Source organism: Oerskovia sp. USHLN155 (genome assembly GCF_037145535.1).
GTDB lineage: Bacteria > Actinomycetota > Actinomycetes > Actinomycetales > Cellulomonadaceae > Oerskovia > Oerskovia rustica.
In genome coordinates, this window is the sequence record NZ_JBBCXG010000012.1 from 84,348 (window position 1) to 99,719 (window position 15,372).

Annotated in this window: 13 protein-coding genes; 2 read left to right on the forward strand and 11 right to left on the reverse strand. The window is 74.8% G+C overall.

The window, feature by feature from the left end; all coding sequences use genetic code 11:
* Positions 1-96: 96 nt before the first annotated feature.
* Both WFH32_RS16925 and WFH32_RS16930 read left to right on the forward strand, forming a co-directional pair.
* Positions 97-642: a YbhB/YbcL family Raf kinase inhibitor-like protein gene (locus tag WFH32_RS16925; protein WP_336708479.1), complete on the forward strand. Its 546-nt coding sequence runs from the start codon at positions 97-99 to the stop codon at positions 640-642.
* Entirely contained in the window at positions 639-1,232 is a 594-nt protein-coding gene (locus WFH32_RS16930) for a YbaK/EbsC family protein (RefSeq protein WP_336708481.1), read from the forward strand. The genes WFH32_RS16925 and WFH32_RS16930 overlap by 4 nt, the downstream gene beginning before the upstream one ends.
* Before the next feature lie 71 nt (positions 1,233-1,303).
* On the opposite strand, the gene WFH32_RS16935 is transcribed toward WFH32_RS16930, so the two are convergent.
* The 11 genes from WFH32_RS16935 to WFH32_RS16985 form a co-directional block, all read right to left on the reverse strand.
* Positions 1,304-2,254 carry a siderophore-interacting protein gene (locus WFH32_RS16935; protein ID WP_191796059.1) on the reverse strand — a complete coding sequence of 317 codons (951 nt, stop codon included), beginning with the start codon at positions 2,252-2,254 and terminating at the stop codon, positions 1,304-1,306.
* 124 nt (positions 2,255-2,378) lie between these two features.
* A complete protein-coding gene (locus tag WFH32_RS16940; protein ID WP_336708482.1) occupies positions 2,379-4,541 on the reverse strand; it encodes an iron ABC transporter permease in 2,163 nt (720 codons plus the stop codon).
* On the reverse strand, positions 4,538-5,527 hold the full coding sequence (locus tag WFH32_RS16945) for an ABC transporter substrate-binding protein (RefSeq protein WP_191796025.1): 990 nt from the start codon (positions 5,525-5,527) through the stop codon (positions 4,538-4,540). Before WFH32_RS16945 ends, WFH32_RS16940 begins: the two co-directional genes overlap by 4 nt.
* A 101-nt stretch (positions 5,528-5,628) precedes the next feature.
* Positions 5,629-6,495 (reverse strand): ABC transporter ATP-binding protein, encoded by an 867-nt coding sequence (locus tag WFH32_RS16950; protein WP_442946348.1) that lies wholly within the window; start codon positions 6,493-6,495, stop codon positions 5,629-5,631.
* A 100-nt stretch (positions 6,496-6,595) separates the two neighbouring features.
* Positions 6,596-7,465: a universal stress protein gene (locus tag WFH32_RS16955; protein ID WP_336708485.1), complete on the reverse strand. Its 870-nt coding sequence runs from the start codon at positions 7,463-7,465 to the stop codon at positions 6,596-6,598.
* 106 nt (positions 7,466-7,571) lie between these two features.
* On the reverse strand, positions 7,572-10,178 hold the full coding sequence (locus WFH32_RS16960) for an FtsX-like permease family protein (RefSeq protein ID WP_336708486.1): 2,607 nt from the start codon (positions 10,176-10,178) through the stop codon (positions 7,572-7,574).
* On the reverse strand, positions 10,175-10,963 hold the full coding sequence (locus tag WFH32_RS16965; RefSeq protein WP_336708487.1) for an ABC transporter ATP-binding protein: 789 nt from the start codon (positions 10,961-10,963) through the stop codon (positions 10,175-10,177). The genes WFH32_RS16960 and WFH32_RS16965 overlap by 4 nt, the downstream gene beginning before the upstream one ends.
* Positions 10,964-11,084: 121 nt before the next feature.
* Positions 11,085-12,398, reverse strand: coding sequence for an aspartate--tRNA(Asn) ligase (gene aspS, locus WFH32_RS16970; protein ID WP_191796029.1), 1,314 nt, complete (start codon positions 12,396-12,398; stop codon positions 11,085-11,087).
* 279 nt (positions 12,399-12,677) lie between these two features.
* Positions 12,678-14,147, reverse strand: coding sequence for a sodium/solute symporter (locus tag WFH32_RS16975; RefSeq protein WP_336708488.1), 1,470 nt, complete (start codon positions 14,145-14,147; stop codon positions 12,678-12,680).
* The gene (locus WFH32_RS16980; RefSeq protein WP_336708490.1) at positions 14,144-14,581 is read right to left on the reverse strand and encodes a heavy metal transporter; all 438 of its coding nucleotides are present in this window, start codon (positions 14,579-14,581) and stop codon (positions 14,144-14,146) included. Before WFH32_RS16980 ends, WFH32_RS16975 begins: the two co-directional genes overlap by 4 nt.
* Positions 14,578-15,366 carry a LytR/AlgR family response regulator transcription factor gene (locus tag WFH32_RS16985; protein ID WP_336708548.1) on the reverse strand — a complete coding sequence of 263 codons (789 nt, stop codon included), beginning with the start codon at positions 15,364-15,366 and terminating at the stop codon, positions 14,578-14,580. Before WFH32_RS16985 ends, WFH32_RS16980 begins: the two co-directional genes overlap by 4 nt.
* Positions 15,367-15,372: the final 6 nt, after the last annotated feature.

Consider the following 15,372-nt stretch of genomic DNA (forward strand, 5'->3'; position numbering starts at 1 on the left):
ACACCCTCGCCTCACCCCTGCACCCCCCCTCCTTGCTCCATGCATGTGAACCCGTCTCCTCTGGCCCCTCCAGGACCCACCGGGCACGATGGACCGATGAACCTCGCCGACCGTCCGATCGCCCCCGACCCCTACTCGCTGCTGCCCCCGGTGCCGCTCTTCACGGTGACGAGCGACGACGTCGTGCAGGGTGAGCCCATGTCGCGCACCCACGCGGCCGAGGGCGACAACCGCTCGCCCGAGCTCGCCTGGAACCACTTCCCCGCGGCCACGCGCTCGTTCCTGGTCAACTGCTTCGACCCCGACGCGCCGACCCCCGCGGGGTACTGGCACTGGACCGTGGTCAACCTCCCGGTCGCCACGGTGACCCTCGCGCAGGGGGCGGGATCCCCCGGCGGCGGCTACCTCCCGCAGGGCGCGTTCCAGACCCGGCACGACGGCGGAGGCCCCGGCTACCTGGGCGCCGCACCTCCGCCCGGGGACCGGCCGCACCGGTACGTCTTCGCGGTGCACGCGCTCGACGTCGAGAGGCTCGACGTGACCCCCTCGACGCCACCGACGGCCGTCGCGATCGCCGCGCTGTTCCACACGATCGCGCGCGCGACCATCACACCGACCTACCAGATCCTGGTCACCGCATGAGTCAGGGCACGAACGGGCCGGCGACGCTCCCGACCCTGGGCGACCTCGCCTGGGTCCCGGCCGCGGACAGGCTCGACCTGCTCGCGCCGCCCGTCGCGCAGGCCCTCGCCCGCTGGGCCGCGCAGGACCCGCGGGTGGCCGAGCAGGTCGCCGTCGTCGAGATCGACCCCGACCTCGCGGACACCGCGACCCTCAACGCGGCGCACGACCTGCCGCCGGTCGCCTCGGCGAACTGCGTCCTGGTCGCCGGACGGCGCGGGGGCGACGAACGGATCGCGGCGGCCGTCGTGCGCGCCACGACCCGCGCCGACGTGAACTCGCGCGTGCGGTCGCTGCTCGACGTGCGCAAGGCCTCGTTCCTGCCCACGGACCGGGCGGTCGCCGAGTCCGGCATGGAGTACGGCGGGATCACCCCGGTCGGGCTCCCGGAAGGGTGGCGCGTGCTGCTCGACGCGCGCGTGGCGACCGACGGCGAGCCCGCGCTCATCGGGAGCGGGCTGCGCCGGTCGAAGCTGCTGCTGCCGGGCGCGCTGCTCGCGCGGCTGCCCGGGATCGAGCCGATCGAGGGGCTGGGCGTGCCGGTGGGGTGAGAGCGAGGGACCGTCGGCCCTCTCGGCGCGGCCCTCGCGGCCGTCAGCCCTCGGCGCGGCCCTCGCGGCCGTCAGCCCTCGGCGCGGCCCTCGCGCCAGTAGCCCATGAACGCGACCGAGCGGCGGTCGACGCCGCGCTCCGACACGAGGTAGCGGCGCAGGGTCTTGATGACCGACGCCTCCCCCGCGAGCCACGCGTAGAGCTCGGCGCACGCGACGAGCGGCGTGCCGTCGTCGTCCACGGGGACCTCCCAGAGGATGTCCGTGTCGATGTCGACGTCCTCGAGCTCGGCCGCCTCGGCGAGCCCGCCCTGGCGCTGGACGAGCCCGCGGGCCGCGCACGTGAGCGAGTGCGTCGCGCCGCAGACGTTGCGCTCGAGCAGGCGGTCGGCGGCCTCGCGGACCGCGGGGACCAGCAGGTCGCCGTGCGCACGGCCCTCGCGGGCGAGCCACGTGACGTTGACGCCCGCCGGAGCCGTGACCGGCAGGACGTCGCCCTCGTGCGGGACCTCGAGGAAGACCTCGCCGACCTCGTCGGCGGGCAGGGAGCCCAGGATCGAGGCGATCGCGGGGACCGCGGTCTCGTCGCCCGCGAGGAGCAGCGCATGGCTGCGGACGGGACGGGAGAACTCGACGCCGCCGTGCGCCCCCGTCCACAGGCCGTTGGGGCCGAGCAGCACGATCTCGCTGCCGGGGCGCGCGGCGAGCGCCCACCGGGACGCGGGACCCGCGTCGCCGTGCAGGACGAGGTCGATGTCGACCTCGAAGGCCTCGGGACGCACGGCCCGCACGGTGTAGGTGCGCAGCGGGTTGCGACGCTCCTCGGGCTGCGCGCGCCACGCGGAGTACCACTCACCCGTGCGGACGAGGTGCTCGTAGCCGCCGTCGGGCGCGGGGAAGACGAGCTTGATGCGCTGGTCGAGGCCGTTGTCGGCGAACTCGTGGAGGTCGTGGCCCGTGAAGGTCACGCGCAGAAAGCTCGGCGAGAGCTTCTCGACCCGTCGTACCTGCACGTCGAACATGCGGAACGGGGAGATCTCCTGCTCGGTCACGACACTGGTCTGAGTCACGTAGGCGAGCCTAACCAAACATTGGGGCCGGGTGAACCCCCGAAGCCGAACGTGTGGTCGGGATCACTCCGACGGCTCACGCCTCGCGGCCGCGGCTGCGCCACAGGAGCCACACGAAGTAGGGCGCGCCGATGAGCGCGGTCGTCAGGCCCGCCGGGATCTGGGCGGGCGCGATGACCGTCCGCCCCACGGTGTCGGCGACGCTCACCAGGACGGCCCCGAGCAGCATCGCGACCGGGATCACCCGGCCGTTGCGCGAACCGACGAGGGCGCGGGCCGCGTGCGGGGCGACGAGCCCCACGAAGCCCACGACCCCGACCGCGCACACCGCCGCAGCCGTCAGGCACGCGCTGGCCCCCAGGAGCAGCAGGCGCGTGCGGTCCAGGCGCAGGCCCAGGACACGCGGGGTGTCCTCGTCGAGCGCCAGGACGTCCATCTCGCGCCGGTGGAGCACCGCGACGGGCACGACCACGAGCAGCGCGAGGACGACGGGGACCAGGTGGTCGAAGGTCCGCCCGTACGTCGACCCGGACAGCCAGGTGAGCGCGACGTTGAGGTTCCAGGGCGCGACGACCACGATCACGAGCGTCGTCAGGGCCGTGGCGCCCGTGCTCATGCCGATGCCGATGAGCACGAGCCGGTCCGAGCTCAGGCCGCCCCGGTACGCGAGGCGGTACACGATCGCGAACGTGCCGAGCGCACCGACGACGGCGGCGAGGGACATGCCCATGATGCCGACGCCAGGAACCAGCAGCACGACCCCGACGGCGCCCAGCCCCGCGCCCGCCGTCACACCGAGCAGGCCGGGCTCGGCCAGCGGGTTGCGGCACACGGCCTGCACGACCGTCCCGGCCAGGCCCAGCGCAGCCCCCGCGAGGATCGCGGCGAGCACGCGCGGGACGCGCTGGTCGAGCACGAAGCTCACCTGCTTGCCCGCCCGGTCGGCGGCCCAGTTGAGGACGTCGCCCGTGAGCAGCAGCCTGTCGCCCAGCAGGAGCGCGGCGACCGTGGCCGCGACGAGGAGCGCGATGAGGACGGTCACCACGACCAGGGCACGGCGGGCACCGCGCGGCCGGACGTGCGCGGCGCGGGCCCCCGCGGCTGGACCGGAGTCCTTGAGCCGGCGCGCGAGCCACACGAGCACCACGGCCCCGAACACCGTCGTGATGACGCCCGTCGGGACGGCCACGCCGTACGTGCCGGGCAGGACGAGGCGCAGCAGGACGTCGGCGCCGAGGACCACGATCACGCCCGCGATCCCCGCCAGCGGGATGAGCACGCGATGACGGTTGAGCCCGGGGACCTTGCGGGCCACGAGGCGCACGACCACGGGGGCGCACAGGCCGACGAAGCCGACCGGGCCCGCGACCGTGACGGCCGTGGCCGAGAGCAGCACCGCGAGCAGGATGGTCACGACGCGCGTCGCGCGCACGTCGATCCCGAGGACCGTCGCGGTGTCGTCGCCGAGCGCCAGGAGGTCCAGGCGGTGGGCCACGAGGATCAGGCCACCGAGGCCGACGACCACGAGCGGGGCCGCGAGCGCGACCTGCGACGTGCCGGACTGGACGATCGAGCCGCTCCCCCACGCGAACAGCCCCATGGTCTCCTGCTGGAACAGCACGAGCAGCACGGTCGTCAGGGAGTGCAGCGCGAGCGTGATCGCCGAGCCCGCGAGGATGAGCCGGGTCGGCCCGGCTGCGCCGCCACGGGCCAGGACGAGCACGAGACCCGAGGCCGCGAGCCCACCGACGAGCGCGAGCGTCCCGGAGAGGTAGAACGGCAGGGTCACGCCGATCACGGCCGCGCCCACGACCGCGACGTAGGCGCCCGCGTTGACCGCGAGCGTGTCGGGCGAGGCGAGCGGGTTGCGCGCCACGGACTGCAGCGCGGCACCCGCCGCGCCGAGCGAGACACCCACGAGGAGGCCTGCGAGCAGACGCGGGACGCGCGAGGCGACCAGGACGGCCGCGGCGGTCCGGTCGGCGTCGGCGTCGCCGCCGGTCACGAGGCGCAGCAGGTCGCCGAGCCCGACGTCGGCCGTCCCCTGCGTGAGGTGGACGGCGGCCAGCACCAGGACGGCGAGGATCCCGACGACGAACGCCGAGGCGACCGTCAGACGGAACCGGAGGCGCGAGCGCCCCGGGGGGACGGCCGTGACCGGCGGGGCGAGGAGTCCGGTGGTGTCGTCCGGGACCTCGTGCCGGGCCGTCGAGAGTCCCCCCGGGGCGCTCGTGCTCACTGGGTCAGGGCCGCGACGAGCGCGTCGACGTACGCGTTCGCGGACGCGGGCCCGCCGAACATCCAGATGCCGTCGGGGATGCGGTGCACGTCACCGGCCACGACGAACGGGAGCTGCTCCCAGATCGCGTTGCCGGCCAGGCCCTCGGCGAACGGGTCTGCCTCGGAGTCGCTCGCGGCGTAGACGAACTGGACGTCGCTCAGCGCGGTCAGGCCCTCGACGTCGGTCTGCGCGAGCCCGTAGTCGGGGTCGCCCTCGCCGGTCCACGCGTTCGCCAGGCCCAGCTCGGCGCCGATCGCGCCGAAGAACGAGCCGGGCGTGTACATGCGCACCGAGACGGTGCCGTTGTTGACCCAGCCGTCGGCCATGACGAACGAGGCGCCCGCGACGCCGGCCTCCTCGAGGGCCTTCTTGCCCTCGACGACCTTGGCGTCGAAGCCCTCGAGCAGCTCGGTGCCCTTGTCCTCGGTGCCCGTGGCGGTCGCGAGGGTCTCGACGGTCTGGCGCATGTACCCGATCGGGTCGGTGCCGTCGGAGCCGCGCAGGGTCACGACGGGCGCGATGTCCGCGAGCTGGTCGATCACGTTGTCGGGCGTGTCCGTGGTGACGGCGATGAGCTGGGGCTCGAGCGCGGAGATGGCGTCGAGGCTGGGCTCTCCGCGCATCCCGACGTCGGGCGTCGACGCGTCGAGCGCTACCGAGGTGTCCCACGTGTTGTAGCCCTCGACGTCGGCCTGGCCCACGACGTCCACACCGAGCGCCAGCAGGTTCTCGGTCAGGCCCCACTCGAGCGAGACGACCTCGGTCGCGGGGGCGTCGAGCGTCTGCTCTCCGCGCTCGTCGGTGAAGGTGACGGGGCCCGCGTCGGAGGCGGGGGCCTTCGACGCGCTGCCGGCGTCGGCCTCCTCCGTGGTGCCGCACGCGGTGAGGGTGAGCGCTGTCACGAGCAGGACGGCGGGCAGGCCGGTCCGGAAGGTCGTTCGCATGGGGGTCCTGTGTCCTTGAGGGTGCTGCCCGCGCCGGTGGGCGGGGCTCGGTGGGCTGCCGCGCCGGGGTGCGCGGCAGCACGGTGGGGAGGATCGCGGCGTCAGGGGACGGCGACGAGCCTGCGGGTCGTGTGCCGCCCGACAGGTGCGGTCTGCACCGTGCCGGTCAGCGGGTCGTGCGTGACCTCGATCCGGATGCCGTAGGTCTCGCTGAGCGCGTCGGCGGTCAGGACGTCGGCGGCCTCGCCCGCGGCACGGACGACGCCGCGCTGGAGCAGGACCACGTGGTCCGCGACCGCGGCCGCCTGGTTGAGGTCGTGCAGCACGACGCCCACGGCCACGCCGTGGTCGTCGGCGAGGTCGCGCATGAGGTCGAGGATCTCGACCTGGTAGCGCAGGTCCAGGTAGGTCGTGGGCTCGTCGAGCAGCAGCACGCCCGTGTCCTGCGCGAGGCAGGTCGCGAGCCACACGCGCTGGAGCTCGCCGCCGGACAGCTCGTCGACGCCGCGGCCGGCCATCGCCGCGACACCGGTGACGTCCATGGCCCAGGTGATGGCGCGTGCGCCGTCGGGGTCCGTGGAGCGGAAGCGCGCCCGGTGCGGGTGGCGACCGTACCCGACGACGTCGCGCACGCTCACGCCGTTGGGCGTGGGCCGGCTCTGCGAGAGCAGGGTGACGCGCCGCGCGAAGTCCTTGGGGTGCAGCGCGAGCGCGTCGGGGACGTCGGGCAGGCTCACGGTCCCCTGGACGGGCTTGTGGAGCCGGGCGAGCGAGCGCAGGAGCGTCGACTTGCCGCTCCCGTTGGGGCCGATGAGCGCGGTGACCTGTCCGGGGAGCAGGCGCAGGGAGGCGTCGTGCACGACGGTGGTCCCGTCGTACCCGAGGCTCAGCCCGGTCCCGGCGAGGGCCGGGCGGGAGGAGTCCTGGGCGGTGGGAGCGTCGTCGTCGCCGGATAAGGTGTGGCTCACAGAGGTGAGCCTAACCAAACATCCCTACCGGGTGAAAGCCCAGGACCCGCAGCAGGGCCGAAGATGTGGTCGGGATCACGTCTCCGACCGGGAACGAGGCTCAGCGCACGATCGTCACGGGGCAGTGCGCCTCACGCACGAGCGAGTGGCTCACCGAACCCAGGACGAGCGCCGCGAAACCGCCCCGCCCGCGCGACCCGACCACGAGCCGCTCGGCCCCCTCCGAGGCCCTGACCAGCGCGGGAGCCGGCTGCGCCTCCACGGTCGAGCCCTCGACCTCCAGGTCCGGGTACTCCTCGTGCACCTGCGCGAGCGCGGCCGCGAGCAGTCGCTCGGCCCCGTTCTCGGCACGCTCGCGCGGGAACTCCGCGGCCATGTAGCTCTCGAGGTGCGCCGAGGCGCGCGTCCACCACGCGACCACGACCCGCAGCGACGCACCGCGCGAGGCCGCGACCTCGGCCGCGTGGCTGAGCGCGCCGGTCGCGTGCGTCGAGCCGTCGACCCCCACGACCACAGGCAGGTTCACGTCGCGCAGCGCCTCGACGTCGCCGTGGACCACGACGACCGGGCAGTGCGCGTGCGCGGCGACCGCGAGCGCCACCGACCCGCCGAGCTCGCCGCGGACCCGCCCGTGGTCCCCCGACCCGACGACCACCATCGCGGCGTCGAGCGACGTGCCGACGAGCGTCGCGGCCGGGGTCGTGTACTCCACGGTCGCCTCGACCTCGACGTCGGGCTCGACCTCGAGGGCCTGGACCCGGCCGCGGTCGGCGAGCGCCCGCGCTCCGGCCTGCGCGTTCTCGCCGCCACCGGGCAGCGAGGGTTCGAGGTGGGTGTCGTGCGCGTCGCGGGCGAAGACGACCTCCAGACGAGCGCCACGCCGTCGGGCCTCGCGCGCGGCCCAGCGCACGGCGGAGGTCGCGGAGGGCGACCCGTCGTAGCCGACGACGACCGGTCCGACGGTGGACATACGTCCATGGTCACCCCGTGGGCGGTCCGGCGCGAGGGCAGGGCCACGCCGGGCGCGTGGTCCGGCCGCGAACCATGGCGTCTCGCGGCCGGGCCGCGCCCGCACGTCACTCCCGCAGCCCGATGCTCTCGACCGGTCGGCCTCGCAGGGCGGCACGGGTCGGCAGGAGCATCGAGAGGTACCCGACGGCGCCCGCGCCCGCGACCGTCGCGAGGTAGGCGACCGGGGAGAGCGCGGGCACCGCCCGCTGCCCCTCGCTCAGCCCGAGGCTCACGCCGGTCAACGGCGGCAGCAGGATCACCGTCGCGACGACCACGGCGATGCCGACCACGACGCCCGCCTCGACCCGCATCATCCGCAGTACCTGACGGTCCCGCGTCCCGACCAGGCGCAGCAGCGCGAGCTCGCGCCGCCGGTCGACCGTCGACATGACCAGGGCGTTCGCCACGTTCAGCGCGACGTACCCGAACAGCACCACGAGCAGGATCATCGAGGTCCACGTGTTCGCCTCGAGCGCCGCCTTCTCGGCGGCGACCAGGGATGCCCGGTCGGCGAGCACGACGCCCGGGTACGGGGTCGTCGTCCGGCCGAGGTCCTCCGCGAGCGCCTCGACGTCGGTCTCCTCCTGGGCCACCACGAGCAGCGAGCCGTCCAGCCCGTCCGCCGATGCCGGCAGGACCAGGTCGCGCGGGAGCAGGGCGTCGCCGAAGCCCATGCCGCGCCCGTAGAGCGCGACGACGACGGCGTCGACCCGCGTGCCGTCCGCGAGGTAGAGCTCGACGGTGTCCCCGAGCCCGGCTCGCGCCTTGCTCGCTCCCGCGACGCTGAGGGCGACCGACTCGCCGTGCAGGTCGTCGGTCGAGCCCTCGCGCACGTCCAGGTCGATCGCGGCGCCGAGGTCGGTCGGGTCGACGCCCTGGACGCTCAGGGCCTCCGCCGTGAGCGTGCCGTCCGGCTCGGCGAAGCGCACGAGGGCCTGGCTCCGCACGGTCGGGGTCACCGAGGCGACGCCCGGGACTCCCGCGACCTGCCCCGCGAGGTCGGGCGAGAGGCCCGTGCCGCTGCTCGCGAGCACGAGGTCGGCGCGCAGCCCGTCGGCCACCTGACGCTCGGTCTCGGCCACCTGCGCGGCCCCGAGCGAGACCTGCACGACCGTCACGGTGATCGCGAGTACGAGCGGCACGACAGCCCCCGCGAGCCGTCGCGAGCTCGCACGGGTGCTGCGGCCCGCGAGGTAGGTGCTCGCGTGCGGGCTGCGCCGCAGGAACGGCTCGACCAGCAGCACGAGGGCGTGCACGATCCGCGGCCCCAGGAGCGCGACCGCGATCACGAGCACCACGCCGGAGAGCGCGGCCCCCGCGAGCGCGTCCTCGCCCGCGACGAACGCGGGCAGCAGCGACAGGAACACCCCGCCGACGACCATGACCACGCCGATCACCGTGCGCGTGACGCCCAGCCGCGGGGTCTCGACCGCGGCCTCGCCCAGCGCCTCGACCGGCTTCACCGTGATGGCGCGTCGAGCGGACATCCGCCCCGCGATCCACGCGACTCCCACCGTGAGCAGCACCGCGATCACGACCGGCAACGGCCCCACCGCGACCGGGTAGTCCGCCGAGACGACCCCCGCCCGGACGAACAGGCCGTGCAGCACGCCGACCGCGGGGATGCCCAGGAGCGCCCCGGGGACCGCGGCCGTCGTGGACAGCACGAGCATCTCGGCGGAGATCATCCGGCGGACCTGGCGCGGGGTCGCACCGACCGCTCGGAGCAGCGCGAGCTCGCGGCGCCGCTGCTGCACCACGAGCCCCAGGGCGCTCGCGACGACGAACACGACGACGACGAGCATGATCCCGCCGAAGCTGCCGGCGATCGCGACCAGCGTGGTCGCCGAGCCCGAGGCGTCGGCGAACTCGACCGCTCCACGGGCGTCGCCCGTGCGCACGGTCAGCCCGGTCCGCTCGCGCACGTCCGCGGCGAGCGCCCGCACGTCCGTCCCGTCGGCGGCCAGGATCCCGACGGCGTCGACCTCGCCTCGGGCGTCTGCCGCGCCGGGTCGACCGCTCGTGCCCGGGCCTGCTGCCGCGAGGTCCGCGACCTGCTCGTCGGTGAAGAACACCACGCCCTGCCGCAGTGCCCCGGCTCCCTCGGGCGGTGAGACGGTCCCGGTCACCCGGTACTCCCCCGGCGTCGAGCCCACGGCCAGGGTGACGTCGTCGCCCACCCCCACGGCGAGCCGCGCGGCCAGTGCGCCGTCGAGCACGACCTGGCCCGGCGCCGTCGGGCCGTCGCCCTGTGCGAGGACGAACGGACCGAGCGTCGCCGAGGACCACCCGTGGCCCACCGGCGGGCGCCCGTCGATCGCCCCGGCCAGGTCGCCCGACGGCCCGACGGCACCCAGTCGCACCTCGACGTCGCCGACCGCGCTCTCGACCCCGGGGATCGCGGCGAGCTCGTCGACCGCGGACACGGGCAGGCGGACGCGGCCACCGAAGGGCTCGTCGTAGTCCACGTCGACCGCGAGCGACTGCTGCGCGGTCACGACCAGGTCGGCGCCCGCGTAGCGCTCAGGGCCGATGCCCTGACGGATGCCCGACTCCATGAGCAGCCCGCACGCCGCGACGAGCATCGCGCTCAGGAACAGCGCGACGAACGGGCCGACGAAGCTCTTGCGGCGCGCGCGCAGCGTGCTCAGCGCGAGACCCAGCACCCTCACCACTCCCCGAGGTGCGTCATGCGGTCGGCGACCTGCTCGGGGGTCGGTCGGACGAGCTCGCCCGCGACCTGCCCGTCGGCCAGGAACACGACGCGGTCCGCGAACGAGGCCGCGACCGGGTCGTGTGTGACCATGAAGACGCTCTGGCCGAGCGCGTCGACCAGGAACCGCAGCAGCTCGAGCACCTGCTTGCTCGTGCGCGTGTCGAGGGCCCCGGTCGGTTCGTCCGCCACGACGACGTCGGGGCGCGTCACGAGGGCCCGCGCGATCGCCACGCGCTGCTGCTGGCCGCCCGAGAGCTCGCTCGGGCGGTGGTCGAGACGGTCCTCGATCCCGACCCGGGCCGCGATCTCGCGCAGCCAGGCCGGGTCCGCCCGCTCGCCCGCGAGACGCAGCGGCAGCCCGACGTTCTCCGCGACCGTCAAGGACCCCATGAGGTTGTAGGCCTGGAACACGAACCCGATGCGCCCCCGGCGCAGGGCCGTGAGCTCGTCCTCGGTCAGCGTGGACAGGTCCACGCCGCCCAGGTGGACCGAGCCGCCCGTCGGTCGGTCGAGGCCAGCGGCGCAGTGCAGCAACGTGCTCTTGCCCGAGCCCGACGGCCCCATCACGGCCGTGAAGCTGCCCCTCGGCAGCGCCAGGGACACGCCCCGCAGGGCGTGCACCGACCGCTTGCCCGCGGAGTACGTCTTGGTGATCCCTGCGACCTGCAGGGCGTACGGCGAGACCGCCGGGGCATCCCTGGTGGATGCCCCGGCGGTCCGCCTGGTCGTGGTCGTCTTCATCGAAACCCCTGTCGTGGCGTGAGTCTCGAACGTAGCGAGCGGGGGACGAACCGGACCATCCGGGACGTCCCCCGAACGGGGTGGGGTTGTCCCCCGTGCCGGGCGGCCAGGTTCCCCGGTGCTAGGGCGCGAGGCGGTGCAGGTCGCGCGGGAAGAGCGTGACCTCGCGGACGTTCGGCGCGCCCGTCAGGCGCGCGGTCCACCGTTCGAGGCCGATCGCGAAGCCGCCGTGCGGGGGCATCCCGTGCTCGAACGCCTCGAGGTACGTCGCGTACGCGGCCGGGTCCTCGCCTCGGGCCGTGATCGCCGCGACGTAGTCCGCGTACCGGTGCAGGCGCTGACCGCCAGTGACGAGCTCGACGCCTCGGAAGAGCAGGTCGAAGCTGTTGCTCCACCGCGCGTCCCCCGGCTGCGGGTGCGTGTAGAAGGGACGCCTGGCCATCGGGTAGCCCTCGACCGCGAGGAGGTCGCTGCCGTGCTCGGCGAGCGCCCACCGCCCCAGCGCCCGCTCGTGCTCGGGGGCCAGGTCGGGCTCGTCCGCGGGAGCCCCGACGAGAGCCAGCGCCTCGGCGAAGTGGATCACGGGGATCTCGTCGGGCACGACCGGCACCGCGAAGCCGTGGGCCGCGACCGCGGACCCGGCGTGCTCGTGGACCGCGGCGACCATGCCGGCCAGGACGTCACGCAGGACGGCCAGCACGTCGCGGTGGTCACGGACGAAACCGAGCTCGACGTCGAGCGAGACGTACTCGGCGAGGTGGCGCACGGTGTCGTGCGGCTCGGCCCGGAAGACCGGTCCCACCTCGTACACGCGCTCGAAGACCCCGACGAGCTGCTGCTTGAAGAACTGCGGGCTCTGCGCCAGGAAGGCGGGCCGGCCGAAGTAGTCGAGCGTGAACACGTCGGCACCCGACTCGGTCGCCGACCCGACGATCTTGGGCGACTGCACCTCGGTGAAGCCCCGCGCGTCGAGGGCCTCACGGAACCCGCGCAGGGACGCGGCCGCCACCTCCCAGCGTGCGCGCTGCGCGGGGTGCCGCCAGGCGACCGCGGCGTGGTCGAGCATCGTGGAGAGCCCCACGTCGAGCGAGGGGCGCCACAGCTCGACGGGCGGGGTCGAGGCCGGGTCCGTGAGGAGCACGACGGTCGGCGAGGTCACCTCGACCCCGCCCGGAGCCTGCGCGTTCGCCGTCGTCAGGCCCGTGACCTCGACCACGGTCTCCTCGGGCGGCACGACCTGCCCGTCGCCCGCCCGCACGACGACCTGGGCCAGGCCCGACCGGTCGCGCAGCACGAGGAAGGTGACGGTCGCGAGGGCGCGACGCCGGTGCACCCAGCCACGGAGCGTGACGGGCGTGCCGGGTGGGAGGGCGGGCAGGTCCGCAGCGAGGGTCCGGGGTGCGGTCGAGGCGGTGGGTGGGGTCGGCGGTCTCATGGTTCCTCCAGCAGGCGAAGGCCCTGGAGGAGCGGGCGGGGGCTAGGTCGCGGTGCCACCACTCCTTCGCCGGGAGGTCCCGGCCTCTCGTCGGTCCGCCGGACGCGCGGGGGCCGTGCGCCCGGCACGAGGCCCGGGCCGAGGGTCGTCACGCCTCACGTCCACCGGCTCCGACGATACCCACGCACGCCGCGGACGTCGCGGACATTTTCCGGGGCCTCTCGCCGAGTGCGTGGTTCGGCTGCGACTCGCCGGGCGTGTCGCGGCGCGATCACCCGCTCAGCGTTCGGGAGCGCGTTCCGGCACGTGCAGCCGCCGCAGGAAGCGGTCGGTGCGGGGGTGCGGCCCGCGCCGGTCACGCAGGGACACGACGACGGTCGCGGCGGTCGCGAGCGGGATCGTCCAGGCCGCGGGCTGGGCCAGGAGGCTGCGCGCGAGCCCGTCGCCGGGTCCGAGCGCCGAGGTCACGAGGAGCGCCGCGGCGCACAGCGCGCTGCCGAGGACCATGCCCGCGATCGCCCCGCGCGCGGTGAGCCGCCGCCACCACACGCCCAGCAGGATCGTCGGGGACAGCGCCGAGGCCGCGAACACGAACACGGTCCCGACGCTCGTCACGAGCCCCTGCGGGATGGTCACGAGCGCGAACGCGAGGGGCACGATCGTGCACGCGACCGCGGACCAGCGGAACGAGCGGACCGTGCCGCCGAACAGGTCCTGGCTCACGACGCCCGCGAGCGAGACCACGAGTCCTGAGGACGTCCCGAGGAACGCCGCGAACGCCCCTGCGATCACGAGCGCCGAGAGCAGCTCGCCGCCCACACCGGGCACGAGCCGGGACGGCAGCACGAGCGCCACGGTGTCCGCGACGCCGGGCTCGGCGAGGTCGGGGGCGACGACGCGGGCGACCAGTCCCATGGTGCTCGAGACCATGTAGAAGACGCTGATCATGCCGATCACGACCACGGTCGTCCATCGGGCCGAGACGCCGTCGGGGCTCGTGTAGAAGCGCACGAGGACGTGCGGCAGGCCGATCGTGCCGAGCAGCAGCGCGAGCAGCAACGAGGCGGTCGTGTAGGTGTCGTACGAGCGCGGCCCGGCCTCGGGCGGGAAGACCTGCGCCGGGTCGAGCGTCAGGTCCTGCCCGCCGAGCACGACGAGCAGGACGACCACGGGGACCGCGAGCGCCGTGAGCTTGACCCAGAACTGGAACGCCTGGACGAACGTGACCGAGCGCATGCCGCCCGCGGCGACCACGGCGCTCACGACCGCGGCCACCCCGACCGACCCGACCCACGGCGGCACGGGGGCCACGGTCGTGATGACGAGCGCGGCGCCGTGGAGCTGCGGCACGACGTACAGCCACCCGATGACGAGCACCAGGACGCTCGTGACGCGCCGGGCGGCGAGCGAGTCGAGCCGTGCCTGGACGAAGTCGGGGATCGTGTAGGCCCCGCTGCGGCGCAGCGGCCCGGCGACGAACAGCAGCACGAGCAGGTAGCCCGCGGCGTACCCGACGGGGAACCAGAACGCCTCGGCCCCCGAGAGCAGCACGAGCCCGGACAGCCCCAGGAACGTCCCGGCCGACAGGTACTCGCCGCTGATCGCCGACGCGTTCCACACGGGCTGCACCGTCCGGGACGCGACGAAGAAGTCGCTCGTGGTCCGCGAGATCCGCAGCCCGTAGAAGCCGATGAGCCCGGTCGCGAGCAGTAGCAGGCCGACCGCGACGAGCGGCAGGGCCGAGCTCACTCGTCGTCCACCAGCGCGCGGAAGCGTCGCTCGTTGCGGGCGGCGGCCAGGGCGAAGACGAGCGCGAACGCCCCGATGACCGGGTAGAAGCCGTACGCGTGCAGCAGCCACGGCAGCGGCACGCCGAGCACGTGCACGTCGCCCAGCGTCGGCACCGCGCTCATCGTGACCGTGAGCAGCGTGACCACGGCCAGGAACGACACGACGCACGCGAGCGCGAGCCGCAGCTGGGTCCGCGCGAGGCTGCGGGCGTAGACGGCCGCGGGTTCGCTCCCGCCGTCGGGCCCGGGCGCCTCCCCGGGTCCCTCGCGCACCACGCCCGACGGCGCCTCCTCCCCCGCGTCCGGCGCGGCGCCCCGTGCGGCGGCCGGGGCGGGCGACGGGACGTCGGTCGAGCGGACGACGACCCGCGGCGGCGGCTCCTGCGAGGTCACGGACGGCTCCCGGGACGGCCCAGGAGCGCGTCGCGCACGGCCGGGGCCATACGCCGGCTCACGGGGACCTCCTGCCCGGCGACGACCACGACCGGGTGCGCACCGCCGAGGCGGACCGCGGTCACGGCGGCACGGTCGACGAGGTACGAGCGGTGCACGCGCAGGAAGCCCGCGGCGGTCCAGCGTTCCTCGAGGTCGGAGATGGGCTCGCGCACCAGGTAGCCGTCCGTGTCCGTGACCAGGCGTGAGTAGTCTCCCTGCGCCTGGACCCACCGCACGGCCGAGCGCAGCACGACGCGCGTCGTCGTGCCGACCGTGACTGCGATGGTCTCGTCGGCCGGGGGGACCTGCGCCGTCGGGGCGGGCCGCTCCGCGTCGTGGGCGACGGCGCCTCCCGTGTCACGGGACGGCGCGCCCTCCACCGCGCGGGACGCGGCTGCCTGGACCGCGACGGCTCGCTCGACCGCGCGGGCCAGCCGCTCGCGCCGCACGGGCTTGAGCACGTAGTCGACGGCCTCGACGTCGAACGCCTCGGTGGCCCGGGCCTCGTCGGCCGTCACGAACACCACTGCGGGACGGACCGAGAACCGCGACAGCGCGCGGGCGAGGTCGAGCCCCGTGAGCCCCGGCATGTGGATGTCGAGGAACGCGACGTGGACAGGGTGCTCGGACAGCCAGCGCAGGGCCTCGGCGCCCGAGGCGACGCCGTGGACCGAGCGCACGTGCGGGTCGCGGCGCAGGAGCGCGGTCAGCTCGTCGAGGGCCGGGCGCTCGTCGTCGGCCACGAGGAC

What these genes read in the sequence shown, in the direction of transcription:
- WFH32_RS16925 (WP_336708479.1), top strand. Translation starts at nt 97, where the DNA reads ATGAACCTCGCCGACCGTCCGATCGCCCCCGACCCCTACTCGCTGCTG.
- WFH32_RS16930 (WP_336708481.1), top strand. Translation starts at nt 639, where the DNA reads ATGAGTCAGGGCACGAACGGGCCGGCGACGCTCCCGACCCTGGGCGAC.
- WFH32_RS16935 (WP_191796059.1), bottom strand. Translation starts at nt 2,254, where the DNA reads ATGTTCGACGTGCAGGTACGACGGGTCGAGAAGCTCTCGCCGAGCTTT.
- WFH32_RS16945 (WP_191796025.1), bottom strand. Translation starts at nt 5,527, where the DNA reads ATGCGAACGACCTTCCGGACCGGCCTGCCCGCCGTCCTGCTCGTGACA.
- WFH32_RS16955 (WP_336708485.1), bottom strand. Translation starts at nt 7,465, where the DNA reads ATGTCCACCGTCGGACCGGTCGTCGTCGGCTACGACGGGTCGCCCTCC.
- WFH32_RS16965 (WP_336708487.1), bottom strand. Translation starts at nt 10,963, where the DNA reads ATGAAGACGACCACGACCAGGCGGACCGCCGGGGCATCCACCAGGGAT.
- aspS (WP_191796029.1), bottom strand. Translation starts at nt 12,398, where the DNA reads ATGAGACCGCCGACCCCACCCACCGCCTCGACCGCACCCCGGACCCTC.